At 39.0% G+C, this 12,366-nt stretch carries 10 protein-coding genes; 1 reads left to right on the top strand and 9 read right to left on the bottom strand.

The genetic code is table 11. From position 1 onward, the window contains the following. Positions 1-309: 309 nt before the first annotated feature. Both H9632_RS02270 and H9632_RS02265 read right to left on the bottom strand, forming a co-directional pair. Positions 310-1,125: a pyruvate, water dikinase regulatory protein gene (locus H9632_RS02270; protein WP_191702494.1), complete on the bottom strand. Its 816-nt coding sequence runs from the start codon at positions 1,123-1,125 to the stop codon at positions 310-312. Between the two features lie 8 nt (positions 1,126-1,133). Next, positions 1,134-1,772 carry a helix-turn-helix transcriptional regulator gene (locus tag H9632_RS02265; RefSeq protein ID WP_191702493.1) on the bottom strand — a complete coding sequence of 213 codons (639 nt, stop codon included), beginning with the start codon at positions 1,770-1,772 and terminating at the stop codon, positions 1,134-1,136. A 400-nt stretch (positions 1,773-2,172) separates the two neighbouring features. Between H9632_RS02265 and H9632_RS02260 the strand changes: the two genes are divergently transcribed. Further along, entirely contained in the window at positions 2,173-3,561 is a 1,389-nt protein-coding gene (locus H9632_RS02260) for a glycine--tRNA ligase (RefSeq protein WP_191702492.1), read from the top strand. 438 nt (positions 3,562-3,999) lie between these two features. Here H9632_RS02260 and H9632_RS02255 read toward each other — a convergent pair whose 3' ends face one another. From H9632_RS02255 to H9632_RS02225, 7 genes are all read right to left on the bottom strand, one after another. Then, positions 4,000-4,773, bottom strand: coding sequence for an IclR family transcriptional regulator (locus tag H9632_RS02255; RefSeq protein ID WP_191702491.1), 774 nt, complete (start codon positions 4,771-4,773; stop codon positions 4,000-4,002). A gap of 211 nt (positions 4,774-4,984) precedes the next feature. Beyond that, entirely contained in the window at positions 4,985-6,124 is a 1,140-nt protein-coding gene (locus tag H9632_RS02250) for a CaiB/BaiF CoA transferase family protein (protein WP_191702490.1), read from the bottom strand. Positions 6,125-6,129: 5 nt separating this feature from the next. Beyond that, positions 6,130-8,103: a TRAP transporter permease gene (locus H9632_RS02245; RefSeq protein ID WP_191702489.1), complete on the bottom strand. Its 1,974-nt coding sequence runs from the start codon at positions 8,101-8,103 to the stop codon at positions 6,130-6,132. A gap of 26 nt (positions 8,104-8,129) precedes the next feature. Beyond that, a complete protein-coding gene (locus tag H9632_RS02240; protein ID WP_191702488.1) occupies positions 8,130-9,089 on the bottom strand; it encodes a TAXI family TRAP transporter solute-binding subunit in 960 nt (319 codons plus the stop codon). 23 nt (positions 9,090-9,112) lie between these two features. Then, entirely contained in the window at positions 9,113-9,919 is an 807-nt protein-coding gene (locus H9632_RS02235) for an enoyl-CoA hydratase/isomerase family protein (protein ID WP_191698292.1), read from the bottom strand. Positions 9,920-9,932: 13 nt separating this feature from the next. Beyond that, positions 9,933-10,985, bottom strand: a complete 1,053-nt coding sequence (locus H9632_RS02230) for an acyl-CoA dehydrogenase family protein (protein ID WP_191702487.1) — start codon at positions 10,983-10,985, stop codon at positions 9,933-9,935. After that, complete coding sequence (locus tag H9632_RS02225) at positions 10,982-12,124, bottom strand: acyl-CoA dehydrogenase family protein (protein WP_191702486.1); 1,143 nt, start codon at positions 12,122-12,124, stop codon at positions 10,982-10,984. The genes H9632_RS02230 and H9632_RS02225 overlap by 4 nt, the downstream gene beginning before the upstream one ends. Positions 12,125-12,366: the final 242 nt, after the last annotated feature.

Genomic DNA, 12,366 nt, shown 5'->3' with positions numbered 1-12,366 from the left:
TTATCACCATCTACACTATTCGAGATAAATTACAAAAATCCTCTAAAATACGACAAAATTTATAAAACAAATTTGTAATTACTCTATAATTAATATTTTTACCACAATTTTAATATTATAAAACAAAAAGACTACTGTTGCTATATTATTTCGTAAAAAAATCAAGAAAAAAGGCTAAATACAACGAATTTTATCGATTTATAAAAGTTTTAACTAGACCAAAAGTATAGATATTAATATTTCAAAAGTATAAAATATCCTTCCACTAAAAAAACCTCCTCTTCTAGTTGTTAGAGGTGGCTTTAGAGTTTATTTACATTCAAGCTCTAGCATATCTAATATTTTGTGGGCTGTTTCTTCTACAGCACGATTCGTTACATCAATCGCCCGACAGCCTATTTTATCAACAATGCTATAAAAATAGCGAATTTCATCTTCAATTCTTTTTTGTTGTGCATAAAAAGCATCTTCTGTTAAACCTAACGTAATTAAGCGCTCTTTTCGAATGTTATTTAACTTTTCAGGCGTAATAACCAATCCAAAGCACTTTTTCGGATCAATTTGCATCAATTCTATAGGCGGCTTAACTTCAGGTACAAGTGGGACATTCGCTACTTTATATCTTTTATGCGCCAAATATTGGGATAAAGGTGTTTTTGAAGTTCTTGATACACCGATTAGTACAATATCAGCCAGTAAAATACCGCGCGGATCTTGTCCATCATCATATTTTACAGCAAATTCAATCGCCTCGATTTTCTTGAAGTAATCATCATCCAATTGATGAACTAAACCCGGCTTTTGCAAAGGCTTTTCATCAAAAGAAGTTTCGATTAAATCGAGCATAGAACCTAAGAGGTCAATAACAGGTACCTTATACTCCAAAGCAATTTTTTGTAAGACCAGACGCATGTTCTTTTCTACTAGCGTAAATACAATTGTTGCCTCATTCGTTTGGGCAATCTGCACTATTTTTTCAAGTACATCTATATGCGTTATATGTGGAAATTTACGAATTCTTACTTTTTCGAAGTTTGGTCGAAATTGGCTAACAACTGCTTTAACAGCTGCTTCTCCTGTTTCACCAACAGAATCGGATACTACAAATATTGTTAATTTTTTCATAAAATCACCTATAAATCATGTGTTTCAGCTAATGAAATAAATGCACGTGTAATACTCGTTTTCGTTAATCGTCCTGTAATAATAAGCCCTTGCTCCGTCTCTTCTACAACCGGCACGGAATCAATTTCTCGTTCAATTAACTTTTTAGCTGTATTTACTAATGAATCGGAATTAAGACAATAAGCGATATTGGGCATTCTCGTCATAATTATATGCACAGGCATTTTATTTAAATCCTGTGTCCCGATACTAGAACGTAACAAGTCTTTGCGCGATAATACACCTTGCAGCATTTCATTTTTATCCACTACAAACAGTGTCCCTACATCTTCAGAGAACATATGTATAATAGCTTCATATATTGTCATCTCTTCTGAAACAACTACAGGAACAGACTGGAAATCTTTTACTTTTAAATTTAGCATCGATTCTGTAAAGGCAGCCGTCGATTTTTTCCCCGCATAAAAATAGCCGACACGAGGTCGCGCATCTAAAAATCCTGCCATCGTTAATATGGCTAAGTCCGGTCTTAAAGTTGCCCGTGTTAATCCAAGGCGCTCAGCAATATGTTCGCCCGTAATAGGACCATTTTCTTTTACAATTTGCAAGATTGCATCTTGACGTTTATTGAGTTCGATTGGACTCACCCGCTTCAAATAATGTTATACTTTTTCATCAATTATTATATACTATTTTCTTCTATATTGCGAAGAAAACAATCCCATGCTACAATATGAGCGAACAATTTAATTTCATATGTAAGCGATGAAGGGAATAATAAGTATCAATTCTAACATGAGCGAGTAGGGATAGTGCAAGCCTACATTGAATTGAGAAACGGCACCCCTGAGCTAATTTTATAAAAGAGGTTTTTATTTATTTAAAAACAAGCGGGGTGGAACCGCGGGTATATCATCATTGATGCACTCGTCCCCGGGCATGGAGTTTGTGCCCGGAGACGGGTGCTTTTTATCTTCTTGCAGCGCGTGCCGAAGAAATTCGGACACTGCGCCAACGTACATTAATATTTATTAGGAGGGATTTTTCATGGCAGAAAAATCAATGGAAACAATTGTATCATTAGCAAAACATCGTGGATTCGTATTCCCTGGATCTGATATTTACGGTGGTTTAGCAAACACTTGGGATTACGGTCCATTAGGTGTGGAATTAAAAAACAACGTTAAAAAAGCTTGGTGGCAAAAATTCGTTCAGGAATCTGAACACAACGTAGGATTAGACGCAGCAATTTTAATGAATCCAAAAGCTTGGGTTGCTTCTGGTCACGTTGGTAACTTCAACGACCCAATGATCGACTGTAAATCTTGTAAAGCGCGTCACCGTGCGGACAAATTAATCGAGGATGCAAACTTAGCTAAAACGGGCGAAGAAATCATCGTTGACGGTATGACATTCGACCAAATGAAAGCAAAAATGGAAGAGCTTGAAGTAGCTTGTCCTGATTGCGGCAAAATCGATTTCACAGACATCCGCCAATTCAACTTAATGTTCAAAACGTTCCAAGGTGTAACTGAATCTTCAACAAACGAAATCTTCCTACGTCCTGAAACAGCACAAGGGATCTTCGTGAACTTCAAAAACGTTCAACGTTCTATGCGTAAACGTACACCATTTGGTATCGCACAAGTAGGTAAAAGTTTCCGTAACGAAATCACACCAGGTAACTTCACATTCCGTACACGTGAATTTGAACAAATGGAATTAGAATTCTTCTGTAAGCCAGGTGAAGACTTAGAGTGGCACGAATACTGGAAAAACTTCTGTAAAAACTGGTTATTAAACTTAGGCATGAACGAAGAATCTATGCGTATGCGTGACCATGAGGAAGATGAGTTGTCTCACTACTCAAATGCAACTTCTGATATCGAATTCCGCTTCCCATTCGGCTGGGGCGAGCTATGGGGTATCGCTGACCGTACAGACTTCGACTTAAAACAACATATGGAGCATTCAGGTGAAGATTTCACGTACATTGATCCAATTACAAACGAACGCTATGTACCATACTGCATCGAGCCATCTTTAGGTGCTGACCGTGTAACATTAGCATTCTTATGTGACGCTTATGATGAAGAAGCGTTAGAAGGCGATGACAAACGTACCGTATTACGTTTCCACCCTGCACTAGCACCATTTAAGGCAGCAGTATTACCATTATCGAAAAAATTATCAGACGAAGCAGGCGAAGTATGGGCTGACTTACGTAAAGCATTCCCTGTTGACTTCGACGAGTCTCAATCAATCGGTAAACGCTACCGCCGCCAAGATGAAATCGGTACACCATTCTGTATCACGTACGATTTCGACTCAAAAGAAGACGGCCAAGTAACAGTTCGTCACCGTGATTCTATGGAACAAATCCGTATGCCAATTGCTGAGGTTAAAGCTTATATTGAAAAGCATTTAGTATTCTAATTATAAAATTTAATTATAGCTTGCAGTAGGCATGCGGATTTGCCGATTGCTGAAGTTAAAGCTTATATTGAGAAGCATTTAGTATTTTAATTTTATATGGCACTTTCCGTTCGTTACGAATAGAAAGTGCCTTTTTCTTATTTTTTTATTAAAGTAACTTCCCTACCGAGTACCCGACGCTAAAATAAGGGGAGATATTACCGTTATTTGAATGATGTAGCTCATTTTAGGATAAATAAGGGAACGTTTTACCGTTATTTTAAATAAAATCCTGAAATTTCATGTTTTTTAGGTCAATAACGGAAATTCCTTCCCTTATTTTCACTATTTTTTAATTTATTTGTGAAATAAGGGAAATTCGTTCCTCTATTTCCCTATTCACTCCTTACCCTATCAAAATAAAAACAATCCAACCGATTCATACCCGGTTGGATTGTTTCACTTATTAAGTTGCCTTTCAATATCAAATTTCGCCTGCAGAATCAAATCCCGTAAGTCGTCAAATTGCGCCTCATCAAAGCGTGCTTCCGGAATAATAATTGCAATGGATGCAATCGGTCTTCCATTTGAGATAATGGCAGTACTGAAGGAACAGGCCCCAACAATGCGTTCTGCTCTTGTAAAAATATATTGTTGTTCACGCACTTGCTGTAGCTGTTGCAGTAACTGTTCACGATCAACAATAGTATTTTCTGTCACACGCTGCAAATCCACCTTATTTAAATACTCATCGATTTCTTCCTGGGGTAAAAAGGCCAGCATTGATTTTGCAGAGGCCCCTGCATATAGTGGCGAAGTATCTCCAACATGATTACGTGCTGATAATGCATAATTACTTTCTATATTCATAATACAACGGCGCTCATTGCCATCAATAATACTCATTGAAATACTTTCATTTGTTTTCTGATTAAGCTGCTGGAGTATAGGCTGCGCAATTGTAATGATACTGGATTCTTCCTCCACTAACTTCCCTAAGTGAATTAACGATAAGCCAAGTTGATAATGTTTCGTACGATCATCTCGAATTAGAAATCCTTCATATACTAAAGTAGCTACAAATCTTTGGAGACTTGATAATCCGATACCTGTTTTTTTATTTAATTCTGTTAAAGACAGCTTAGGTTGTTCTTTTGTAAAGGCACGCAGTATAACAATTGTTTTTTGTACGGTCTGCATTAAATACATTTTTTCAAACTTGTTTTGCTCCATTCAGACGCCCCCCCTTTCCTAATAGTATCAAAATTAATTGGAAGAAAAAAGAAGGGCTTATGTTAAAAGTCATCATTATCTTTCCCGCCATCTAACTCATGGCAATAATCTCTACAATAAAGTTGTTTCCAGTATATAATAGCAAGTTATTAATATCTTCATCCCAAAAGAATTATTCCAAATAGTCTTTGGTGATGCCATTTATACTACTTTAGTTTTTATTCATTTTCAGGATTTCTTCAGTATGCTCACCTAAAAGCGGCGGGCTACTATCATAGGAAATGTTCAATTCGGAATATTGCAGGGGATTTTTCACAAATTTTACAGTCCCATATACCGGATGGTCCATTTCCCCTATTAGGTTACGCGCAATAACTTGAGGTTGTTGAAAAGCCTCTGCTACAGTATTGACGCGTCCACCTGGAATTTTGTAGTGCTGCAATAACTCAATCCATTCATCCCGAGTTTTTGTTAACGTGACCTGAGAAATATATGCTGTCAATGCACGTTCATTTTGCTTACGAAGTGTATTCGTCTTAAAACGCTCATCCGAAAGCCACTCACGTCGATTAACCATCTCGCAAAACTTTCTAAATTGATCTTCTGTCCCTACACAAAACATGAGTGGACCATCTTCGCACTCAAATACTTGATATGGCGCTACATTATTATGTTTGTTTCCTAGTCTGGAAGATTCAAAGCCTGTATTTAAATATGCGCTTGAAATATTCGCAAGGGAGCTCATTTGGACATCGAGCAGCGCTAAATCGATAAACTGACCCTTCCCTGTTAAATCACGCATACGCAACGCTGATAAAATACCGATCACTACATAATGGGATGTTAAAATATCGGCAATTGGCACTCCTACTTTCGTTGCTTCCCCATCCGGATGTCCTGTTACATCCATTAAGCCGCTCATTGCCTGGATAACTGGATCAAAGCCTGGCTCATTGGCAAGGGGTCCCGTTTGGCCAAAGCCCGTTACAGAGCATTGAATGATGCGCGGATTAATTTGTTTAAGATTCTCATAATTGAGCCCCATCTTTTTCATATCACCCGTTTTAAAATTATCAATAATGACATCCGATTCTTTTACTAAATCCAGTAGAACTTCTTTATCCGAGTGTTCCTTTAAGTTTAAAGTAATCGACTTTTTATTACGGTTGGCACTAATATAATAGGTGCTCTCACCATTTATGAAGGGCCCCCATTCACGCATACTATCAGAACCATTCGGATGCTCAATTCGAATAACTTCTGCACCTAAATCCGCCAAAATCATCGTTCCTGCTGGTGCCGCATAAACGCGGGATAAATCCAATATTTTTATATTTTCTAATGGGCGCATTCCCATCACCTCGCTTCTTCACCTTTTATTAATGATGGTGCAACTTTACGTTCAGGCTGCTTCATCATAATTTGTGTTGCAACAGCAATAGCAATCATTGCCAATGCTATTAGGTTATAGAGTAAAGTCGTATCCATTAGTGCTATGCCTGCAAAAAAGAAGATAATTCGCTCGATAAAATATGTCCGGCGGAATAAATAACCTTTAATCCCAGCCGCAATTGATACCCCACCGATACATGCCGTAATCGCTGCAATAATATATTCTCCAATTGTACCGCCTGTTAATAGGAGGGCCGGATTGAAAATGAAGAAGAACGGTACAATAAAACCAATCATCCCTAAACGAACCGACTCAAACGATACTTTATTTGGGGATTCCCCTGCAATACCGGCCGCTGCATATGGCGCCAACGCTACAGGTGGTGTAATACTGGATAAAGCAGCAAAGTAAAAGGCAAACATATGAGCTGCTATCGCTGGTACACCTAATTGCGTTAAAATCGGTACTGAAATGGTTGCCACAATAATATATGCCGCAGTGGCTGGGATACCCATTCCTAACACGATACTAATAACCGCTGTTAATATAGCCGCCAACATAACACTGTCGCCAGCAAAGCTTAATACGTTGTTACCGATGATTAAACCGATACTCGTCAACGTAATTGTTGCAATAACGATACCGACTATGGCACAGGCAATCCCTACACTGATTGCTCCTTTGACCCCTTCGACGACCGAATCAATCACCGTTTTCAAGTTCATGCGTGTGTGCTTGCGGATGGCCGCTGTCGGCACGATCGAGAATAACGCAAAAATGGCTGCATATAGTGGCGAATAACCGGCAAACAACATAAATAATAAAATAAATAATGGAATCAATAAGTGTCCACCATTTTTCAAAACTTGCTTGGCTATTGGAATATTTTCCTTTGAAATACCCGATAACCCCATTTTCTTCGCTTCAAAATGGACGATCATAAACAGTGTTAAATAGTAGAGCACTGCCGGGATAATCGCAGCCAGCATAACAACTGAATACGAAACTCCTAAGTACTCAGCCATAATGAAAGCAGCAGCCCCCATTACAGGAGGTGCAATCAAGCCCCCGGTTGAAGCAACTGCCTCTACAGCACCGGCGAATTTTTTCGAATAACCAGCCTTTTTCATCATTGGAATAGTTACTGTACCTGTTGTTACAACATTACTTACAGCACTCCCGCTAATAGTTGCCATAAGCGCACTCGCGAATACTGCAACTTTAGCCGGTCCACCTGCTGTTCGACCTGCAATCGTTAGCGCTAAATCGTTAATAAAATCCGAAAAGCCACTATTTTTCAAGAAGGCACCAAACAGTACGAAAATGAAAATGTATGTTGCCGATACACCAAGTGCTGTACCGAAAATACCTTGTCCACCCCAGAACATAATGTTAATAATTCGCTCTAAACTGAAGCCGTAATGTCCAAGTATACCTGGGATATAGGCACCAAAGAAATTGTAAGCTAGGAAAAATAATGCTATTAATGTCAATGCATTGCCGACTACACGACGTGCCGCTTCAAATAATAGTAAAATGGCAATCGCACCGACCCATAGATCAAGAATCGTATTTTCCCCTGCTCGGTCACGAACAAGAATGTCATATACAATAACAAAATATAATGTCACGAATATCGATAACGTAATACAAATACTGTCAAACCATGTAGGCAACCTTCTCGTCCCTACACTTTTCTTTGTTGCGGGATAAAAAATAAAGCTAAATAAAAGTAGAAATCCTAAATGCCATGCACGAAACTTTGTTGCTTCCATTACGCCAATGCTGCTCATATAAATTTGAAAAATCGACCAAATAATTGCAACCCCAACGACGATTTTGCCAAATAGACCAATATAGGTACGTGAATTTATATTTTTATCTTCAAGATCCATTAGCTGCTGTAGCTCATCTTTTTCAAGAGGTTTTCCAGTCATAAAGTTTCCTCCTTATCCCTTTACTTTTATTCGACAACACCAATTTCGCGATAATAGCGCTCTGCTCCTGGATGAAGCGGAATATCCGCTGTTCCCGAAACCGCATTTTCCGGACTGAACTGCTTTGCAATACTGTAGGATTTTTCAAGTGAACTTAAGTTTTCCCATAAAGCTTTCGTTAACTGATAAACGGTTTCTTCATTTATACTTTCATCAATGACGATCGTACTGTATTGACCGACAGTTTGAATTGCTTCCGGCTGTTTATCATATGTGTTTGGCTCGATTGTATAAGCAAAGTTCCAAGGGTATTCTTCCACTAAATAGTCAATTGCGCTATCAGACATGCTTAATACTCTGGAATCTACTGTTGAAATAAGCTCTGTCGCGGCTGCTGCTGGTACCCCTGTGTATATATTGACACCTTCCACTTGACCATTTCGCATTAAATCTGTAGCTTCCGTAAACCCGACATAGTTGGCTTTAATATCATTTTCCCCAATGCCATGTGCCTCAAGGACAAGTCGAGATTCCACTTCAGTGGCACTCCCCGCTGCTCCGAATACGAAGCTAGTTCCTTTTAAATCTTCAATCGATTTGTATTTATCGTTTTTTTTCACAATAATATGACTGATATTTGGATATAAGTTCCCTAATATACGAACGTTCTCATATTGCCTTCCTTCGAAGCTTCCTACACCGTTGTAAGCTTCATATGCAATATTGACTGTTGTAAAGGAAATATTCGCCTCGCCTTTTCGCATTAAATTCAAGTTTTCAATACTTCCATTAGATGCCTGTGAAGCGACACGCTTTTCCAGCTCATTTGTCCACATTGTAGAAATTCCTGCACCAAGTGAATAAAAGACACCTGTTGTTGTACCTGTAGTAAAAATTAAAGGCTCCCCATATCGCTCAATATTACTTTGACAACCTACCAACAACATAGCAGCTATCGAAATAGCTGCGAGCATTTTTTTCTTCATCCGCATACCCCTTTTGAGATGTATTATTTAAATACGGCTTTTCGTTTTTCTACAATTGCTTTAACCCCTTCTTCGTATGTCGGTAATTCCGTTACTAGGCCCATTTTTGAAGATATATAATCCAGCGACGAACGTAAGCTCATTGTTTGGCTTTGGTAAACCGCACGCTTAATAATTTTTATTGATTCAATTGGTCCAGCAGCTAATTTTTTCGCATAATTCAATGTATAGTCCTCAAGTTCATCGTCATTGACAACGTAGGTAACTAAACGTGTTTCCTTCGCTTCCTCGGCTGTTAATACGCGCGCTGTCCATAACATATCAAGCGCCTGATCAATTCCTACAATACGAGGTAAAAAATACGCACCCCCGTCTCCTGGAACAATCCCAACATTAATATAGCTTTCTGAGAACTTAGCAGATTGTGCAGCAATTCGGATATCACACATTAATGCCATATCCAGCCCCGCACCCATCGCAAATCCATGCATTTGTGCAATGACCGGCTTATCGATTTCTTCAAGGAGAAGAGGGACACGCTGAACCTTTTTCCATAACGAGTTTTTACGAGCCAAAGCTGTTGAAGTAATATCTTCTTCACTATTGAAAAATCCATTTCCAGCAATCATCGCTTTCACATCACCACCGGCGCAAAATGCTTTGCCGTTACCTTTTAAAATGACAACACGTATATCATCATTATCCCGTACTTCTTCCAAAGCCTTAATCCACGATAAAATCATTTCTTCGCTAAATGCATTCATACTATCTGGACGATTCAGTGTAATCGTTGCAATATGATCCTTCACATCAAATAATAAATCCGCCATATTTTCTTCCTCCTTATGCATGAACATGCGCTTCATTTTGTTCTGTAATACTTTCCCATAAATCCATTTTCGACTCTAGCATCTGCTTAGCTAACTGCTGCTTCCAATAGCGAGCCGTAAATTCCTCATCTCTCCAAGCCCATAAGCGACGTGTAAATTGATGTAATCGATGCTCGTGTGTAACGCCGATTGCTGCGTGAACCTGATGTGCGGCAGTGGCAACTGCGCGGCTTGCATCATCCATTCGTAATCGTGTATACGCTACTTCGAGCCCCTCTTGTCCGTCGCCCAATAATGTTTGCACATTGTTCGTTGCTACTGTCATTAACGTCTGTTCGCCAGCCATATTCGCCAAATGCTGCTGCACGAGCTGGAATCGATGAATTGGTCGGCCAAATTGCTCGCGCTCCTTGCTGAATTGCACACTTAGCTGGAATACTGTCGTAAGGGCACCGTTCATTTTACTGACAGATGCTGCTGTAACCAATTTCGAAAGTGACATATACTGTTTTGCAGTAATCGGTACTTTTTGAAGCGCTTTCATATTTTCGAAAACAACTTCTGATCTTGGTTCTGCAGCTAGGTTTGTCCCATTTTTCAATACCGCATTTTCCAGATCTGCAACAACGATAAACTGCTGTGAACCCTCCTGTGCCAATGCAACGATCTTCTCAGCGTATTTAGCCCACGGAACATGCTTTAACGTACCAAACAAAGCATCTTCCTTAAGCTGAAGCGGGGCAGTAATACTGTACGTTGTCAACTGCTCATACCCTTTTATATCAATCTGTTTTAGTAAATAGTTGGCTAATGTATGCTCAATGAATGGAACAGGTGCAGCATACTTTCCAATCAGGCCATACAGTTCCAGTAAATCTTCAATATCTCCACCTGCCCCCCCCTCTTCTTCACTGACTGCTACATTGTGCAATTCATTTTCAAGTAAGAGTTGCCATACATTTTCAGCCCAGAGATTCTCCTCCAGTAAATCCACCGTTTCTTTTTCGACTTTATGTTTCAATACTTTTTCTACTACTTCTGCGACCATCTCTTTTATTTCACTCATTGTGCAATAACCCCCTTTGCTAAAATTCCGTATAGAACTTCGGATGTGCCACCACGAATCGTGAAGCCAGGTGCATGTAAAATGGATTCTGCCAAATAGCGTTCAATCTCTTTTTCGCTTTGTAGATCCGGATAAACGTCAAGCAATAAACGTACGATCTCCGGAATTTTCTGTTCAAATTTCGTGCCGATACTTTTTACAAGTGCTGCAGGAATATTTACTTCGCCACCTTCTTCAAGTACTTTAGCGACACCGATAGATAAATTACGCAATGACCAAAGCTCTGCAACTAGTTTCATTGCCTCTTCCAATCCGGCATAATCTCTCTTTTTCTTTAATTGCTCTATCGCTTCATTTAAAAGCGGGAATGTACTTAAAATACGCTCAGGTCCACTACGCTCAAATGCCAGCTCTGCCAAACCTTGCTTCCACCCGTTGCCTAGTGTTCCGACGACCATTTCATCCGGAACAAATACATTATCGAAAAATACATCATTGAAATGTGGCTCCCCTGTCAAATAGCGAATTGGCGTAATAGTCACTCCCTCACCTTTCAAATCGATAATAAACTGCGAAAGACCTTCGTGCTTTTTTTCACCTAATGGTTCTGTTCGGATAAGCGTTACCATGTAATGCGAATCCTGGGCATTACTGGACCAAGTTTTTGCACCGTTTACTATCCAGCCACCTTCAACTTTTTCGGCACGTGTTGTAACGGACGCTAAATCTGATCCACTGTTTGGTTCACTTAACCCAATAGCGAAGAAACATTCACCCTTTATAATTTTTGGCAGGAAGAATTCCTTTTGATATTCTGTACCAAAACGCAGTAACAGCGGTCCAGTTTGACGGTCAGCAAACCAATGAGCAGCTACTGGAGCTCCAAATGCCAAAAATTCCTCTGTTAAAATGTAACGGTCTAACGTACTGCGTTCTTTGCCTCCATACTGCTTCGGCCAAGTCATCCCAATCCAGCCCTGCTCTGCTACAATTTTAGAGAAATCAGGATTCGATCCACTCAACCATGAGTCACAACGAGTCTCAAAGGTCCCTTTCTCAATATGTTGTTTTAAAAAGCTCCGCACTTCCTGTCTAAATTGTTTTTGTTCTTCTGTAAATTGAACTTTAGGTAGATTCATAATATAACCTCCAATTACGCATATTGTGTAACTACTTTCTTATAACGATATTATACATAATAAATTTCTGAATTGTCAAAATTATTCTACAATATTTTAGTTTATTGTAGCTTTTTTATTCCTAAACGAGCATTTTATACCAACATCAAATTCCTTTATTAAAATGGTAAAAATAGAAAGAGATTACTAACATTTCAATTTGATATACGCTATAATTTTCTGAAAAGATAAACAACGAGGTG

It is taken from the genome of Solibacillus merdavium, assembly GCF_014836935.1.
GTDB lineage: Bacteria > Bacillota > Bacilli > Bacillales_A > Planococcaceae > Solibacillus > Solibacillus ferritrahens.
Note: the sequence above shows the minus strand (reverse complement) of the source record. Positions and strands in the feature narration are given on the sequence as shown.

Excerpts from the sequence above, each read along its gene's own strand:
- H9632_RS02255 (WP_191702491.1), bottom strand. The coding sequence starts at position 4,773 with ATGGAGCAAAACAAGTTTGAAAAAATGTATTTAATGCAGACCGTACAA.
- H9632_RS02245 (WP_191702489.1), bottom strand. The coding sequence starts at position 8,103 with ATGACTGGAAAACCTCTTGAAAAAGATGAGCTACAGCAGCTAATGGAT.
- H9632_RS02250 (WP_191702490.1), bottom strand. The coding sequence starts at position 6,124 with ATGCGCCCATTAGAAAATATAAAAATATTGGATTTATCCCGCGTTTAT.
- H9632_RS02235 (WP_191698292.1), bottom strand. The coding sequence starts at position 9,919 with ATGGCGGATTTATTATTTGATGTGAAGGATCATATTGCAACGATTACA.
- H9632_RS02240 (WP_191702488.1), bottom strand. The coding sequence starts at position 9,089 with ATGAAGAAAAAAATGCTCGCAGCTATTTCGATAGCTGCTATGTTGTTG.
- H9632_RS02230 (WP_191702487.1), bottom strand. The coding sequence starts at position 10,985 with ATGAGTGAAATAAAAGAGATGGTCGCAGAAGTAGTAGAAAAAGTATTG.
- H9632_RS02270 (WP_191702494.1), bottom strand. The coding sequence starts at position 1,125 with ATGAAAAAATTAACAATATTTGTAGTATCCGATTCTGTTGGTGAAACA.
- H9632_RS02260 (WP_191702492.1), top strand. The coding sequence starts at position 2,173 with ATGGCAGAAAAATCAATGGAAACAATTGTATCATTAGCAAAACATCGT.
- H9632_RS02225 (WP_191702486.1), bottom strand. The coding sequence starts at position 12,124 with ATGAATCTACCTAAAGTTCAATTTACAGAAGAACAAAAACAATTTAGA.